The organism is Arthrobacter sp. NicSoilB4 (genome assembly GCF_019977335.1).
Classification (GTDB): Bacteria; Actinomycetota; Actinomycetes; order Actinomycetales; family Micrococcaceae; genus Arthrobacter.
Map to the genome: position 1 here is coordinate 2,338,309 of NZ_AP024653.1, position 15,140 is coordinate 2,353,448.

The window sequence follows — 15,140 nt, forward strand, 5'->3', positions numbered from 1 at the left end:
CGGTCAGATCTTCTTGACCACACTGGATTTCAGCTGCATGGGGCCGACGCCATCGACCTTGCAGTCGATGTCGTGGTCGCCGACGCCGTTCACGAGACGGATGCCGCGGACCTTGGTGCCGACCTTGATAACGGTGGAACTGCCCTTGATCTTGAGGTCTTTGACCACCGTGACGGTGTCCCCGTCGGCGAGGATGTTGCCGACAGCGTCCTTGATCGGTCTCGGTTCCTGGTCCCCGGACTCCGGCTCCGAGGCCGGCGACCACTCATGCGCGCACTCGGGGCAGACCAGGAGCGCCCCCATTTCGTAGGTGTATTCGCTGGAGCATTCGGGGCACGGGGGCAGGGTCTCATCCACGTCCCCAATGTTAGTCGAGCGGCCGGGGCGGAGAGCCGTCGACGCCGGATTGCTAAGCTGCTGTCACCCCAGTGAAGGCGGCGCCGCATGGCCGACAGCCCAGTTCCATCCGATGGTCCAGTTCAATCCGATGGTCCCGTGCAGCCACACGGGCCGGCCCGGTCCCAGGGCGGTTCCCGGCCGCGCTCCGGCTGGCGGGCTGCCGGACGGCTGCTGCTGGGCGGATTCCTCGTCTTTGCCGGAGTCAGCCACCTGGGCTGGAGCCGGGAAGCGTTCTACGCCCAGGTGCCGCCCTGGCTGCCGCTGGACAGGGACTTCATCGTGGTGGCGTCCGGGCTGGTGGAAATCGCCCTGGGCCTGGGGCTGCTCCTGCTCAGGCGGCAGCGGGTGGCGCTCGGCTGGATTGTTGCGGCCTTCTTCGTGGCGGTCTTCCCGGGCAACATCTCGCAGTTCGCCACTGGCACCGATTCGTTCGGCCTCAATTCGGACCAGAGCCGCGGGATCCGGCTGCTGTTCCAGCCCGTCCTGGTGGCCTGGGCGCTGTGGTCCACAGGCGCCTGGCGGGCGTGGCGGCAGTCGCGGAGAGCCCGCCGAACCGACGCCGCCCGTTAACCCGTCTTGACCCCGCGCCTCAGGAAGCCCCGGATATCTCCGTCCGCCGCAACACTGGTCCGACAAAACAAAGAAGGCCCTGCTCAGTGAGCAGGACCTCTTCGGTGGAGCTGAGGGGACTCGAACCCCTGACCCCCTGCATGCCATGCAGGTGCGCTACCAGCTGCGCCACAGCCCCGAAATCGCTGGGGAATCTTTCCTGCGAAGGACCGTATTCCCGGAAGCAACCTGTTTATCTTAAACTACATTTCCGGTTCGCGCTAATCGGCACGCCCTCGGGCGGCAAAGTCCCGGGAGGCCTCCATTTTTCCAGGCCCCGGGACCGCAGCGGGCGGGCGGGGCCAGCGGTCCAGACGTCCCTTCCGATGATCTGCCAGTCCCCCGAACCCAATCGGCAAAAAAGCCGCATAAAAAATCCGCCGGAATCTTTCGATTCCGGCGGATTATCCGGTGGAGCTGAGGGGACTCGAACCCCTGACCCCCTGCATGCCATGCAGGTGCGCTACCAGCTGCGCCACAGCCCCGAATTTTCGTTGCTTCGACTCCGTCAGCTTGCGCTTTCGGCTCCGGTTCTTTGTCCGGATCTCTCCGAAGCAACTCAAATATCTTAGAACAGCCTTTCGGAAAATTCCAAATCGGGCATATTCCGCTTTTGCCTCCCAGGCGTTACTCCGATTCGGAGGCTGCTGCCGCCTTTGCGGACGCGTCGTCCCCGAGCTGCAGGTCGACGACGGGGCAGTCCTTCCACAGGCGCTCCAGGGCGTAGAACACGCGGTCTTCCTCGTGCTGGACGTGGATGACGATGTCGCCGTAGTCGAGCAGGACCCAGCGGCCGCCGGAGCGTCCTTCGCGGCGGATCGGCTTGAGATCGAACTTGGAAAGTTCGTCCTCGATGCCGTCCACGATGGCGTTGACCTGGCGCTCGGACGGGGCCGAGGCAATCAGGAAGATATCGGCCAGGGCAAGCCGCTCGCTGACGTCCATGGCGATGATGTCCTCGGCCAGTTTCTCCGCGGCAGCTCGGGCTGCGTGGCGGGCTGTGGCGATGGATGAATCTGTTGCAGTCACGGGACTCCTTGTTGGGTGAAAAGCTTGTGTTGTGAAAATACGTGGAATGGCCGGCTGACAGTGCAGCGGGGCCAAATGGAAGGCGACTAGCCGGAGAGGCCGGTGATGATCAGGGTGATGCCGGCGATCAGCGCCATCACCCCAAGGGCCAGCACCACCAGCTGCACGATCCGGAGACGGCGTGCCCTGCCGAGGCCGGCGGTGGCCGCGTCAAGGGGATCGAGTCCGTAGGCGGAATTCGCTGCGACGGGCGTCCTGCCCGTGAAGTCCTCTTCAGACTGGGCTGCTGAGGGGTTCCCAGCGGCCGGCCGGGACGTGACCTGAGGCGCGGACGCGGCCTTGGCGGCAGCCTCGGCCCTGGCCAGGACACCGCCGCGGCCGGTCGCGGACGCAGCCCGCTGCCGGGACGAAGCCGGACGGCGGTTGCCGGACTTCCGGGACGGTTCAACCCGGGGGCCCGGGTTGGTGACTACCGGAACGTAGGTCGTGGCAGGGCGCTTCATGACGGGCCGCTCCACGCCGGGGACCTGGACGAACTCCAGGGGTGTGACCATGGCCAGGTTGTTGGCCGTGGTGGGATCATTCCGTGCCGCTTCCGGCTTGCTGTTCTGCTCGGCCAGCTTCTGCTTGGCGGCAGCCCGGCGGTTCAACACGGCGGCCCGCTCGGCGAGGGCGATCTGCTCCGCCAGCACGGCGGGATCGACGGCGTCCGGGTCGGTGGCGTTGATGTGTTCCATTTTGGCCAGCTGGTTTTGGGCCTGCTGGGCCAGGAGTTCCCGTGCGGCCAGGGCCTGTTCCACGGTCATTCCCTCGGGACCCTGCCCGCCCGGGGCAACGGCGTCGGGCTTCTGGCCGGCGTCGGGCTTTTGGCCGGGGGCTCCGGTGCCGCCGGCGGGAGCAGGCGCCGTGCCGGGCTGGGGAACAACAGGCGTGGCCCGCGTGCGCGGCGAGGCGGGGACGATCAGGTTGGCGGAGGTTGAGGGGGCGGTTTCCGCCGCCAGCTGCAGCAGCCGGAGCTGGCGGCGGGTAGGCGGTCCGCCGCCGGCGAGGTTGCCTTCCTTTTCGGCAAGTTCCTTGATGGTGCGCAAGGTGGCGCGGTCCCGGGCGCGGACCTGCGAGGAGCGTTCGGAGCCGGCTGTGTTCCGGACCGAGTCCACGGGGCCTGGAATCCGGCGGCGGCCGGTGATTTCCGCCTCGGTGGGCTCGCCGGGGTCAACGGTGCCGGCGGAGGGATTCGTCGGGGCCGGATCATTTGAGGCAGCGGGAACCGCACCGGGACCTGGCGTACCGGCCTCCTGGTTGGCTTCCAGGCGTTCATCTCTGGCCTGTCGCAGTTCGCGACGGCTGCGGATTGGTGGCTGTTCCTGACTCATTGAAAACTCATTCGGTGCTGGCGGGTTGGGCTATCTCGGTACTTCGGTCATAGCGTGCGGCGCCATTGCCGGCGGAGGTGTCCCCGGTTTCCGGGTCGCCCCCGTACAGTCCGTACTTGGCGATGTACTGGACCACACCGTCGGGGACGAGGTACCAGACGGGATTCCCTGCCGCCACCCTGGTGCGGCAGTCGGTCGAGGAGATCGCCATCGCGGGAACCTCCAGGAGGCTGACGTCCGTGCGGCCCATCCCGTCGAGGACGTGGCCGGGCCGGGTGACCCCGACGAAGTGCGCGAGGGACCACAGTTCGTCGATGTCCTTCCAGGACAGGATCTGGGCCAAGGCGTCCGCCCCGGTGATGAAGAACAGGTCCGCGTCGGGCCGCAGCGTGTGCAGGTCCCGGAGCGTGTCGATCGTGTACGTCGGCCCGGGCCGGTCCACGTCCACCCTGCTGACGGTGAAGCGCGGGTTCGAGGCGGTGGCGATGACGGTCATGAGGTAGCGGTGCTCGGCCTCGCTGACCTTCTTGCTCATCTTCTGCCAGGGCTGGCCCGTGGGCACGAAAACCACTTCGTCCAAGTCGAACTTGGCCGCGACCTCGCTGGCCGCGACAAGGTGGCCGTGGTGGATGGGATCAAACGTGCCACCCATCACACCCAGACGCAGGCGGCGCTTGGCGCCGCGCTGCTTCATGGTGGCGGAAATATTAGTGCCCTTGGCCGTGATCGTGCTTGTTCGGGTGCTGGCGGTGCGGATCCGCGTGCTCCTCGACGACCTCGTGGCGCTTGCCCAGGTTGGAGTAGGACAGCGTGATGAACAGCATGATCATCAGGACCGCGAACATAACGCCGCCAATGACGAACGGCGGGGCAATAAGAGGCGCGAGTTCCTCGTGGCCTGATTCGCCGGCTGCGGCGACGATGGTGGCGATCTGCTGCGACAGCATGTTCTCCCCTAGTAAGTTCAAGAATTTACGACGGCGGGTACCCCCGCCGTTCCGGACTTCTGTTCCATATTACAGCGTTGCTAGGCCCTGATCTGGCCCTCGCCCTGGACGATCCACTTCGTGGTGGTCAGTTCCGTCAAACCCATCGGCCCGCGGGCGTGCAGCTTCTGGGTGGAAATGCCCACTTCGGCGCCCAGGCCAAGCTCGCCGCCGTCGGTAAAGCGGGTTGAGGCGTTCACGATCACGGCGGCCGAATCAACCTCCGCGATGAAGCGCTCGGCATTGCCGAGGTCATTGGTCAGGATGGCTTCAGTGTGGCCGGTGGACCAGGTGCGGATGTGCTTGACGGCGTCGTCCAGGCTGTCCACCATGGCCACGGCGAGATCCAGGTCCATGTATTCGGTGGCCCAGTCCTCATCGGTGGCGGGGACCGATTCGACCGACGCCGGCAAAGCGGCCCGGATCCTGTCGTCGGCGTGAAGCCTGACGCCGGCGGCGCGCAGGGCGGCGGCGACGGCTGGCAGCACGGTCGACTTTGAGTGGACCAGCAACGTTTCCACGGTGTTGCAGACGCTGGGCCGCTGGGTCTTGGCGTTCAGCAGGATCTCCACTGCCATTTCCTCGTTCGCGGAGGCGTCCAGGAAAATGTGCACATTGCCCTCGCCGGTTTCGATCACGGGAACCCTGGCGTTGTTCACGACGGACTGGATCAGTTCCCGGCCGCCGCGGGGAATCAGGACGTCGACGCGTCCGCGGGCGCGCATCAGGGCGTTGGCGCCGTCGCGGCCGTACTGGTCGACACTCTGTACGGCGTCGGCGGGAAGGCCCACCGAGTCGAGGGCGTCCCGGAGCACTGTGACGAGGGCGGCGTTAGTGGCGGCGGCGGCAGTCCCGCCGCGCAGGATGACGGCGTTGCCGCTCTTCAGGCCCAGCCCGGCAATGTCCACGGTGACGTTGGGCCGCGCCTCGTAGATGGCGGCAACAACGCCCATGGGTACGTTCACCTGGCGGAGCCGCAGCCCGTTGGGCAGGGTCTGGCCACGGACCACGTTGCCGACCGGATCCGGCAGGGTGGCGAGGTTTTCCAGGGCAGCGGCGAGTCCGTCGATGCGGGCGCCGGTGAGGGTGAGGCGGTCGAGCATTGCGGCGGACGTGCCGTTGGCTTTTCCGGCTGCGACGTCCTTAGCATTGGCGGCGAGGATTCCGGCCTTGTGCTCCAGCAGCGCGGCGGCGATGGCGCGCAGTCCGCGGTCCTTCCAGGCCCGGTTGGCGCGGGCCATCCTGCGGGCGGCCTTGCGCGAGCGGTCGGCGATGGCGTGGACGGCTGCCTCGACGCCGGCTGCCTCGCTGGTGCCGGCGTTGTCCGCAGACGTGTCCGCGCCGCTGCCCTCCGCCGGTCCGTCTGCGGGGAGCAGACCTTCGGCGAACAGCTTTTCGGCGAGCACGGCAGAGCGGGGAGTCAGGGCCTCAGTCATGCTTCCAGTTTAGGCGAGCAGGAGGCTTAGACCAGCACCAGATCGTCAACATGAACAACTACCCGGTCATATCCGCGGCCGAGCGTCTCGCCCAGTTCCTTGGTGGAGCGGCCCAGCATCTGCGGGAGTTCGGCGGCGGCGTAGTTGACCAGTCCGCGGGCAATCACCGTGCCGTCGGCGGAGACCATCTCAACGGCGTCGCCGGCTTCGAAGTGTCCGTGCACCGCCGAGATTCCGGCCGGGAGCAGCGAGGTGCGGCGGTCGCGCACGGCCTTCACGGCGCCGTCGTCGAGCACCAGCGTGCCCTCCACGGAGGCAAGGTGCGCCAGCCAGAGCAGGCGGACCGGCTTGCGGGAGCCGTTGACGGAGAACCAGGTCCCCACGTCCTTGCCCGCCAGCGCAGCGGCGGCGTTTCCGGTGGAGGTGACCAGCGCAGGGATGCCCGAGCCGGCGGCAATGGTGGCCGCCTCGACCTTGGTGACCATTCCCCCGGTTCCGGTTCCGGCTTTGCCGGTGCGTCCGATGGTGACGCCGTCGAGGTCCTGCGGGCCCGTCACATGGGAGATCCGCTTCGCCCCGTGCGCGGGAGGGCCGTCGTAGAGGGAGTCGACGTCGGAGAGCAGCACCAGCGCGTCGGCGCGGACCAGGTGGGCCACGAGGGCCGCGAGCCGGTCGTTGTCGCCGAAGCGGATCTCGTGGGTGGCGACCGTGTCGTTTTCGTTGACGACGGGCACAACGCCGAGGTTGAGCAGCCGGTCGAGGGCGCGCAGGGCGTTGGTGTGCTGGCTGCGGCGCATGAAGTTTTCGGCGGTGAGGAGCACCTGGCTGACGGTGACGCCGTGGGCTCCGAAGGCGTGCGTGTAGCGGGCCATCAGCAGGCCCTGGCCAACGCTCGCGGCGGCCTGCTGGGTGGCGAGGTCGCGGGGCCGCTTGGCGAGCCCCAACGGGGCCAGCCCCGCGGCGATCGCGCCGGAGGACACCAGGATGATCTCCGTGCCGGCGTTGCGCTGGTGCGCGAGGGCGTCGGCGAGTTCGGTCAGGGCCTCTTCCGAGATGCCGCCCTTGATGGAGGTCAGCGAGGACGATCCGACCTTGACCACGATCCGGCGTGCGCCGGACAGCACGGACCGGTCGGGGGCGGGCCTGTCCGCGGCCGCGCGGCGGTCCGGGGTGGCCGCCGCGCCGCGCTCAGTGACGGCTTTACTCGTCATCTGTTGCGCCCAGTCCACTCTCCTTGAGCGGCTTGGCGGCACGGCGTCCGCTGACGGATTCGGTCCAGATGCCGGCCTTGCGTTCGGCTTCGAGTTCGGCGCGGGCGGCAGCCTTGGCCTCGCGGCGTTCGATCTGCTCGTCGCGCTTCTGCCCGCGGGTGGGGCGGTCGCCGATGTCGGCGAAACGCACGTCCGTGCCGCGCGGTGCAGCCAGCAGTTCGGCGCCGGCCATCATCGTGGGCTCCCAGTCGAAGACGACGCCGTCGTCCTCGCCGATGACCACCATGTCGCCCGGCTTGGCACCCTGCTTGAAGAGTTCGTTTTCGACGCCGAGCTTGGCCAGGCGGTCGGCGAGGTAGCCGATGGCTTCCTCGTTGGTGAAGTCGGTCTGCTTGACCCAGCGCACGGGCTTGTCGCCGAGGACGCGGAACAGCGGCTCCAGGTTCTTCTCCTCGCGGCGGATCTTGAAGCCGGATTCGTTGACGGCGCGGGGCTTGAGGACCGGGGCCGCCACCTTCGGCGGGGCGGCGGCGACGGCGTCGCGGGCGGCCTGGACGATTTCGGCCATGGCAAAGCCGAGCTGGCGGAGGCCCTCGTGGCTGGTCGCCGAGATTTCGAAGACCCTGTAGCCGCGGGATTCGAGTTCGGGGCGGACGAATTCGGCCATGTCCTTGCCGTCCGGCAGGTCAACCTTGTTCAGTGCGACCAGGCGGGGGCGGTGGTTCAGGGGGACGACTTCGCCGTCGGAGCCGGCGTAGCTCATGTCCACGGCGTACTTCTCCAGCTCGGCCTCGATGACGGCGAGGTCGGAGAGCGGATCGCGGTCCGATTCGAGCGTGCCGCAGTCAAGGACGTGCACCAGGGCGGCGCAGCGCTCGACGTGGCGCAGGAAGTGGTGGCCGAGGCCCTTGCCTTCACTGGCACCCTCGATGAGGCCCGGGACGTCGGCGATGGTGAAGCGCACGTCGCCGGCCTGGACGACGCCGAGGTTCGGGATCAGGGTGGTGAACGGGTAGTCGGCGATCTTGGGCCGCGCGGCGGACATGGCCGCGATCAGGCTGGACTTGCCGGCGGACGGGAAGCCGACCAGGGCGATGTCGGCGATGGACTTCAGTTCGAGGACGACGTCGCTGGACTCGCCTTCGATGCCGAGCAGCGCAAAGCCGGGCGCGCGGCGCTTCTGCGAGGAGAGCGAGGCGTTGCCGAGTCCGCCGATGCCGCCGGCTGCGGCAACGTATTCCGCGCCCTCGCTCACGAGGTCTGCGAGGACTTCGCCGGCCTTGGACTTGACCACGGTGCCAATGGGGACCGGAAGAATCAGGGTTTCGCCGTGTTTGCCGGCGCGCCAGTCACCCATGCCCGGGCCGCCGTTGGTGGCGTGGCGGTGCGGTGCGTGGTGGTAGTCCAGCAGGGTGGTGGTCTGGGTGTCGACGCGCAGGATGACGTCGCCGCCGTTGCCGCCGTTGCCGCCGTCGGGACCGCCGAGCGGCTTGAACTTCTCGCGGTGGACGGAGACACAACCGTGGCCGCCGGTACCGCCGGATACGTGCAGTACTACCCGGTCTACAAAGCTGGCCACGTGGATCTCCTCAGTGCTGTTCCCTCAGGCGCCAAGGACGCCCAGGATGATTGTAATGCGGTTAAAACACCGGTGGAGCGGACCTAATGGCCCGCTCCACCGATACAAGACTTGTTGTTACTCTGCAGCTGCAGCAGCCACAATGTTCACAACGCGACGACCGCGGCGGGTGCCGAACTCGACAGCGCCGGGGGTCAGAGCGAACAGGGTGTCGTCGCCGCCACGGCCCACGCCGGCGCCCGGGTGGAAGTGGGTGCCACGCTGGCGGACGATGATCTCGCCTGCGGAAACTACCTGGCCGCCGAAGCGCTTGACGCCGAGGTACTGGGCGTTCGAGTCACGACCGTTGCGAGTGGAGCTCGCGCCTTTTTTATGTGCCATTTGGAAATGCCTGCCTTAAAATTCTGGGGAATCTGCTGAAAACCTGAACAGTAACGATTAGTTACTTGATACCGGTGATCTTGACCTTGGTCAATTCCTGACGGTGACCCTGGCGCTTCTTGTAACCGGTCTTGTTCTTGAACTTCTGGATGACGATCTTGGGACCGCGAAGGTCCTCAAGGATCTCAGCCGTAACCTTTACCTTGGCCAGGTCCGAAGCTGCAGACGTGACCTTGTCACCGTCTACCAGGAGCAGTGCGGGCAACTCAAAGGTGCTGCCGGCTCCACCGGGGACGCGGTTCAGGGTAACGAAGTCTCCAACGGAAACCTTCTCTTGGCGGCCGCCTGCGCGGACAATCGCGTACACCACTGGGGAACTCACTTCTCTCGACGTTTATTACTAGATTTGCGTGCGGAACCTGGGTCCAATGTGTTTGGTCCGGCTCACGCTGTGCCTCTACGCCGGTGGAGTTCCCAAGGGAATCCATGAGCTATCCCGTGGACAAACACATCCGAAATCGGATGGAGCGTCCTCAAGGTCATAACCCAAGTGTTGGCGTAAGCACCGAAGATCTAGACTACGCTAATTTTGCCTTCGGCCGCAAATGAGGCTGGTTCCGAAGGGAGGTACGTGATAGGCACCACTCTGTATGGACAGAGCCCGCCGCAACGACTTCCGGAACCGTGCCCACCTATCGTACAGGCCCATCCGGGCGCCCGCCGTCAGGCGTGCAGCCGCGGCGCGTCGAAGAAGTCGACCTCGTAGCGTGCGGACTGCCGGAAGGCCAGCGTCATGGCGTCCCGTTCGCCCGCCGATGCCGCCCGGGCGGCGGCGTCGGTGTAGGCGACGGCCTGCCGGGTGGCGGCAACAAACGCCTCGTCGGCGTAGGTGCGCAGCCAGACGGCGTAGGGATGGGACTCCGGTGCGCCAGCGGCGAGGAACTGCCGGTACAGGGTCTCACCCACCTCGGCATAGAGCCAGAAGCACGGCAGCACGGCGGCCACGAGCACACCGTAACTGCCGGAGATCGAGGCGGCCAGGAGGTGGTCAACGTAGGACTTGGTGACCGGCCCGGGCGTCGTCACCGCCGTGCGCGTGCTGAGCCAGGTCCGGTGCAGCTCCGACTCGACCTCCAGGCAGTTCTGCGCCGAGCGGGCCCAGAACAGCTGCTCGGCCTCAGTGGGTGCAATCGCGGCGGCCCGGGCCAGCACGCGGGAGTAGCCATTGAGGTACAGGGCGTCCTGGGCAAGGTAGTAGGCAAACTCGTTCTCCGGCAGCGTTCCGTCGGCGAGGCCCCTGATGAAGTCAAGGCCGTAGATCGCCTTAAGGTCGGCGGTGGCCGCTTCCCGGAGCGCGACGGCGAACTCCCCTTCGGCCGGTCCCCGGGCGGCGGTTCCCCTTTGCCGGGCGCCGTGGTCATGGGTGTACTGCTGCACGTGGTGGAAATGGTGGACCGGGCCGTTGCCGGTGCCGACGCCGAGGGCCGCAGAGGTGCGCAGTGCCTCCTGCAGCCATGGCTTGACCTCGCGGAGCGCGGCTTCCCAGTCCCCCGCTCCGCCGGCCCGCGCCGTGTCCCTGGCCTGCCCGATTTTCCTGGCCTGGACTGTGGCGATCGCGGAGGACAGCGAACACCCCGTGCCGTGGCTGTTGCGGGTGTGCACCCGCTCTCCCGGCACCACCACGACGTCCTGGGCCAGGAGTCCGCCGGTGTTGACCAGCGCGTCGGGGCATCCGTTGCCGCAGTCGTCGTTGCCGGGGCCGGTCTGGTCGCCCCCGGGGCCCGTTCCGGCCTGGAGGTGGCCGCCCTTCACCAGGACCGTGGAGCCGGTCTGGGCGGCGAGCCGCTTGCCCTGTTCCAGTGCCCCGGCCCAGTCCTCGGCGGTCTCCTCCCTGAGCAGGACGGCGAGTTCGGCGAGGTTGGGCGTGATCAGGTCCGCGTACGGCAGCAGCGCGTGCAGGGCTGCCTCGGCGGACTCCTGCAGCAGCCGGTCTCCGCTCGTCGCCACCATAACGGGATCCAGGACCACGACGCCGGGCCGGGCCCTCTCGAGCCAGCCGCGGACAGCATCAATCACGGCGGCATCCCCCAGCATCCCGATCTTGACGGCGTCGATGGTGATGTCCTGGCTGATGGCATCCAGCTGGGCGGTCAGGAAGGCCGCCGGCGGGACGTGGACGGCGCTGACACCGCGGGTGTTCTGGGCGGTCAGGGCCGTGATGGCGGCCATGCCGTAGCCGCCGTGCGCGGCAATGCTCTTAAGGTCGGCCTGGATGCCGGCGCCGCCGGAGGGGTCGGAGCCGGCGATCGCGAGCACCCGCGGGATCCGGGGCGTCGAAGGGGCGGGGACAGGCGGAAGAAACGATGAGGCGGTGGTCAAGAGAGACATCCCTTCGCCGGTGCTAACCGGACAGGTTCAACGGGTCTGGATCTCAGCCGGCTCGATGCGCGGCACCCCGTGTCAGGGTTCCAGCCTAGCCGCATCCCTTAACGAAGACGCGGGCACGGCCCGAACCGCGCGTATTGCTACGCCGTCCGGACCGCACCCGCGGCCTTGCTGAACTGTTCCGGGGCTAAAGCTCCGAGGCCGGAACGCCGACGCCGAGGATGATCGGCTCGCTGGCGGCCGGCTTCGCCTCCGGCGCCTTTGTTGCCGGGACCTTGGCCTCGTGCACGGAAACGGCGGCGGACTGCCGGGATTCCTGGCGCTGCTCCACCGAGGTTTCATTCGCTGCACCCTGGGCGCGGCTGGCGCTCCGGTTGCGGCGTCCGCGGCGGGCACGCGAGGTACCGGCTTCGGCTTCAGCTTCGGTCTGGGAACCCGGCGACTGGGTGCGTCCCGGGCCGGTTCCGCCGGTGCGGGCCGGAGCTGCCGCTGCCGTCCGGGCCGCCGGCGCCTTCGCTGCAGGCTCCTGTGTTGCCGGTTCCTGCGCTGCGGGAACCTTGGCCCCTTCGGCTTCGCCGAGGTTGGCGAAAGCCTCGGTCAGCAGGTCCAGGGTCAGCGCGGGCGCACTGGCCTCGTCGGCGTGCTCCACGAACGGAAGAGCGACCTGCTCGCCGCCAAACGTCAGCACGGCTGCCGGACGCCCGGCAGCTTCCTCCGACGCGGCCAGCTCGACGGCAGCCTCGACTGCGGCCTCCACCGCTGCCTCGCGGGCCCCGGCGTCGGCGGCGGTTGCCTCGCCGTCATGCAGGTGGGCGGCGTGCGCCGCTGCTGCGATGTTCGCCAGGGCGGCGCGGGTTGCCTCGGCCTTGGCGTGGCGCTCGGCTTCGGTGGGCTCGGCGTGCACGGCTGCCGGCGCGGACTGGACGTCCGTTCCTTGGCCGCCCCGGCCGCGGCGGCGGCTCTTGCGTTCGGTCCGCGCGGCCGGCTGCTGCTCGGTCCGCGGGACGTGGTGCTCGGCGGCAACGACGTTGGCGCGGCGGTGCTCGACGGGCTCGTCGTGGGTCACGATGCCGCGCCCGGCGCAGGTCTCGCACTGTTCGCCGAAGACTTCAAGCAGCCCGGTGCCCATCCGCTTGCGGGTCATCTGCACGAGGCCCAGCGAGGTCACCTCGGCCACCTGGTGCTTGGTCCGGTCCCGGCCCAGGCATTCCACCATGCGGCGCAGTACCAGGTCGCGGTTGGATTCGAGCACCATATCGATGAAGTCGATGACGATGATGCCGCCGATGTCGCGGAGCCGGAGCTGCCGGACGACTTCCTCGGCTGCTTCGAGGTTGTTCTTGGTGACGGTTTCCTCGAGGTTGCCGCCGGAGCCGGTGAACTTGCCGGTGTTGACGTCCACCACGGTCATGGCTTCGGTGCGGTCGATCACGAGGGAACCGCCGGAGGGCAGGAAGACCTTGCGGTCCAGGGCCTTGTGGATCTGCTCGTCGATGCGCCAGGCCGAGAAGATGTCCGTGTCCTTGGTCCACTTCTCCAGCCGGCCCACCAGGTCCGGCGCCACATAGGTGACGTACGCCTCGATGGTGTCCCAGGCTTCCTCGCCGGAGACGATCAGCTTCGAGAAGTCCTCGTTGAAGACGTCACGGACCACCTTGATGGTCAGGTCGGGTTCGCCGTAGAGCAGCTCGGGGGCGAGGATCTTCGTGGACGTCGACTGTCCCTCGATGCCTTCCCACTGGGCGCGGAGGCGGTTGATGTCATGCGTGAGCTCTTCCTCGGACGCACCCTCGGCGGCGGTGCGGACGATGACGCCCGCATCTTCCGGCAGGCGGTCCTTGAGGATCCGCTTGAGGCGGTTGCGCTCGACGTCGGGCAGCTTGCGGGAGATGCCGGTCATGGAACCGCCGGGGACGTACACGAGGTAGCGGCCGGGCAGGGAGATCTGGCTCGTGAGGCGGGCGCCCTTGTGGCCCACCGGGTCCTTGGTGACCTGGACCAGGACGGAGTCGCCGGACTTCAGCGCGTTTTCGATCCGGCGCTGCTTGCCCTCGAGGTTGACGGATTCCCAGTTGACTTCACCGGCGTAGAGCACGGCGTTGCGGCCGCGTCCGATGTCGACGAAGGCGGCTTCCATCGACGGCAGCACGTTCTGGACCTTGCCCAGGTACACGTTGCCGATCAGGGAATCCTGCTGGGTCTTCGAGACGAAATGCTCGGCCAGGACGCCGTCCTCGAGGACGCCGATCTGGATTCTGTCGTCGCGCTGGCGGACGATCATCTGGCGGTCCACGGATTCGCGCCGGGCCAGGAACTCGGCCTCGGTGATGACGGTGCGGCGGCGTCCGGTGTCGCGGGATTCGCGGCGGCGCTGCTTCTTCGCCTCAAGCCGGGTGGAGCCCTTGAGGGACGTGACGCGGTTGTTGACCGGCGCCTCGGCGGCGGCACGGGGCGCGCGGACCCGGGTCACTGTGTTGGGCGGATCGTCGTCTCCCCCGCCGGTCAGTTCGAGGTCCTGGTCGCCACGGCGGCGGCGACGGCGGCGGCGCGACGTCACGCCGTCTTCGAGTGTTCCCTCGGCGCCCTCTTCTGCTTCTTCTTCGCTGCCTTCGGCCTCGGTCTCGGACTCTTCGATGCGGCCGCTGCGTCCGCGGCGTCCCCGGCTGCGGCGGCGACGGCGGTTTCCGGCGTCTTCGCCCTCGCCCTCCTCGCCCTCTTCTTCGTCAGCTTCCGCGGCGGCAGCCGCCGGGGCCGGACGCACGACGGCGGCCAGGTCGGGTGCCTGGAAAATCATCGAGGTGACCGCGCCCGGCTCCAGGAAGAGCGACGCGGCTGCGGCAGGTGCTTCGGCGGCGGGCGCGGCGGCTTCTGCGGGCGCGGCAGCAGTGGCTGCTTCCTCTGCTCCAGTCCCGGCGGCCGGGGCTGCAGGGGTCTCAGCGGCAGGGGCTTCAGCGGCAGGCGCTTCAGTTGCCGGTGCTTCAGCGACGGGGGCGGCGGCCTTCGCGCGGCTGGCGCGGCGGCGGACAGGCTTCTCAACCGGCGCTTCGGCGGCCTCTGCGGCCGGCGCCCCTGCGGTGGCCGGCTCCGCGGTCGGTGCCCCTGCGGTGGCTTCTTCGGCGAAAGCCGGCAGGAGTTCGGCCGGCTCGGCCACCTTACGGGCGCGGGAGCGGCGTGCGGGCGCCTTGGCCTTGACCTCAGCCTCGGGGGCCTCGAGGGCCTCTGCCGGAACAACCGCGGGCTCCGCCGCATCCGCCGCGGCCTCGGGGGCTTCCTTCTTGGGCAGTGCCTTGCGGCGGGTCCGGACCGGCCGCTTCGGCGGGGTGGCTACAGCTGCTTCTGCTGATTCTGCTGCTTCTTTGCTAACGGCAGACTCTTCGTTGCCCGTTACAACCTGGTCATTATCCATATGTGGCGACACTCCTGCCCCTGACGTGCCGCCACATCCGGCACCCGTTGGGGCAAATATTTGTCAACACCCGCGGGCATTGACAGAAGTCAATTGGATACCCTCAGGTTCGCACCGGCAGTGGGGTGCGGCAGCCCTGGAGGGCCGGCGGAATTGTTCTGAAACCCGTTGATCTACACGCCACAACCAGGTGCCGTCCAATGGCATTGCGGGACAGCCGGGATCAGAGGATCCATGGCTCCCTGCTCATCATTGGCGGTCTTGGGAACAAAGTCGCCGGACCGGGACCCGGATGTGGATCGGGTTCCAGCCACGATCATTGTCTCACAGGAGCCGTCAAAGCAGG

13 protein-coding genes, 2 tRNA genes and 1 riboswitch are annotated in these 15,140 nt (G+C 68.0%); of the genes, 1 reads left to right on the forward strand and 14 read right to left on the reverse strand.

The annotated features are described in order from the left end of the window. Positions 1-3: 3 nt before the first annotated feature. Entirely contained in the window at positions 4-357 is a 354-nt protein-coding gene (locus tag LDO13_RS10565; protein WP_224046717.1) for a zinc ribbon domain-containing protein YjdM, read from the reverse strand. Between the two features lie 210 nt (positions 358-567). Here LDO13_RS10565 and LDO13_RS10570 point away from each other — a divergent pair, with 210 nt between their 5' ends. After that, on the forward strand, positions 568-969 hold the full coding sequence (locus tag LDO13_RS10570; RefSeq protein ID WP_224049758.1) for a hypothetical protein: 402 nt from the start codon (positions 568-570) through the stop codon (positions 967-969). Between the two features lie 105 nt (positions 970-1,074). Here the strand turns inward: LDO13_RS10570 and LDO13_RS10575 are convergent. The 13 genes from LDO13_RS10575 to LDO13_RS10635 all read right to left on the reverse strand — a co-directional run bounded on the left by LDO13_RS10575 (position 1,075) and on the right by LDO13_RS10635 (position 14,794). Further along, positions 1,075-1,147 (reverse strand) — tRNA-Ala (locus LDO13_RS10575). 273 nt (positions 1,148-1,420) lie between these two features. Next, a tRNA-Ala gene (locus tag LDO13_RS10580) sits at positions 1,421-1,493 on the reverse strand. Between the two features lie 142 nt (positions 1,494-1,635). Beyond that, positions 1,636-2,037, reverse strand: coding sequence for a ribosome silencing factor (gene rsfS, locus LDO13_RS10585; protein WP_224046718.1), 402 nt, complete (start codon positions 2,035-2,037; stop codon positions 1,636-1,638). 86 nt (positions 2,038-2,123) lie between these two features. After that, complete coding sequence (locus LDO13_RS10590; RefSeq protein ID WP_224046719.1) at positions 2,124-3,410, reverse strand: hypothetical protein; 1,287 nt, start codon at positions 3,408-3,410, stop codon at positions 2,124-2,126. Positions 3,411-3,417: 7 nt separating this feature from the next. Further along, entirely contained in the window at positions 3,418-4,062 is a 645-nt protein-coding gene (nadD, locus tag LDO13_RS10595) for a nicotinate-nucleotide adenylyltransferase (protein WP_263422166.1), read from the reverse strand. 55 nt (positions 4,063-4,117) lie between these two features. Continuing rightward, positions 4,118-4,357: a hypothetical protein gene (locus LDO13_RS10600; protein WP_224046721.1), complete on the reverse strand. Its 240-nt coding sequence runs from the start codon at positions 4,355-4,357 to the stop codon at positions 4,118-4,120. An 80-nt stretch (positions 4,358-4,437) separates the two neighbouring features. Continuing rightward, positions 4,438-5,832, reverse strand: coding sequence for a glutamate-5-semialdehyde dehydrogenase (locus LDO13_RS10605; protein WP_224046722.1), 1,395 nt, complete (start codon positions 5,830-5,832; stop codon positions 4,438-4,440). A gap of 26 nt (positions 5,833-5,858) precedes the next feature. Beyond that, complete coding sequence (proB, locus tag LDO13_RS10610; RefSeq protein ID WP_224046723.1) at positions 5,859-7,043, reverse strand: glutamate 5-kinase; 1,185 nt, start codon at positions 7,041-7,043, stop codon at positions 5,859-5,861. Beyond that, positions 7,033-8,622, reverse strand: a complete 1,590-nt coding sequence (gene obgE / locus LDO13_RS10615; protein WP_224046724.1) for a GTPase ObgE — start codon at positions 8,620-8,622, stop codon at positions 7,033-7,035. Before obgE ends, proB begins: the two co-directional genes overlap by 11 nt. Before the next feature lie 117 nt (positions 8,623-8,739). After that, positions 8,740-9,003, reverse strand: coding sequence for a 50S ribosomal protein L27 (gene rpmA / locus LDO13_RS10620; RefSeq protein ID WP_009372867.1), 264 nt, complete (start codon positions 9,001-9,003; stop codon positions 8,740-8,742). 61 nt (positions 9,004-9,064) lie between these two features. Beyond that, the gene (gene rplU / locus LDO13_RS10625; RefSeq protein WP_024368343.1) at positions 9,065-9,373 is read right to left on the reverse strand and encodes a 50S ribosomal protein L21; all 309 of its coding nucleotides are present in this window, start codon (positions 9,371-9,373) and stop codon (positions 9,065-9,067) included. Between the two features lie 353 nt (positions 9,374-9,726). After that, positions 9,727-11,391: a bifunctional hydroxymethylpyrimidine kinase/phosphomethylpyrimidine kinase gene (locus LDO13_RS10630; protein WP_224046725.1), complete on the reverse strand. Its 1,665-nt coding sequence runs from the start codon at positions 11,389-11,391 to the stop codon at positions 9,727-9,729. Beyond that, positions 11,374-11,471: riboswitch (TPP riboswitch) on the reverse strand. It overlaps the preceding gene by 18 nt. 104 nt (positions 11,472-11,575) lie before the next feature. Then, positions 11,576-14,794 (reverse strand): Rne/Rng family ribonuclease, encoded by a 3,219-nt coding sequence (locus LDO13_RS10635; protein WP_224046726.1) that lies wholly within the window; start codon positions 14,792-14,794, stop codon positions 11,576-11,578. Positions 14,795-15,140 lie beyond the last annotated feature (346 nt).

Coding starts and splice junctions, on each gene's coding strand:
- rpmA (WP_009372867.1), bottom strand. CDS start 9,003: ATGGCACATAAAAAAGGCGCGAGCTCCACTCGCAACGGTCGTGACTCG.
- LDO13_RS10630 (WP_224046725.1), bottom strand. CDS start 11,391: ATGTCTCTCTTGACCACCGCCTCATCGTTTCTTCCGCCTGTCCCCGCC.
- proB (WP_224046723.1), bottom strand. CDS start 7,043: ATGACGAGTAAAGCCGTCACTGAGCGCGGCGCGGCGGCCACCCCGGAC.
- LDO13_RS10600 (WP_224046721.1), bottom strand. CDS start 4,357: ATGCTGTCGCAGCAGATCGCCACCATCGTCGCCGCAGCCGGCGAATCA.
- LDO13_RS10605 (WP_224046722.1), bottom strand. CDS start 5,832: ATGACTGAGGCCCTGACTCCCCGCTCTGCCGTGCTCGCCGAAAAGCTG.
- nadD (WP_263422166.1), bottom strand. CDS start 4,062: ATGGGTGGCACGTTTGATCCCATCCACCACGGCCACCTTGTCGCGGCC.
- LDO13_RS10635 (WP_224046726.1), bottom strand. CDS start 14,794: ATGGATAATGACCAGGTTGTAACGGGCAACGAAGAGTCTGCCGTTAGC.
- LDO13_RS10590 (WP_224046719.1), bottom strand. CDS start 3,410: ATGAGTCAGGAACAGCCACCAATCCGCAGCCGTCGCGAACTGCGACAG.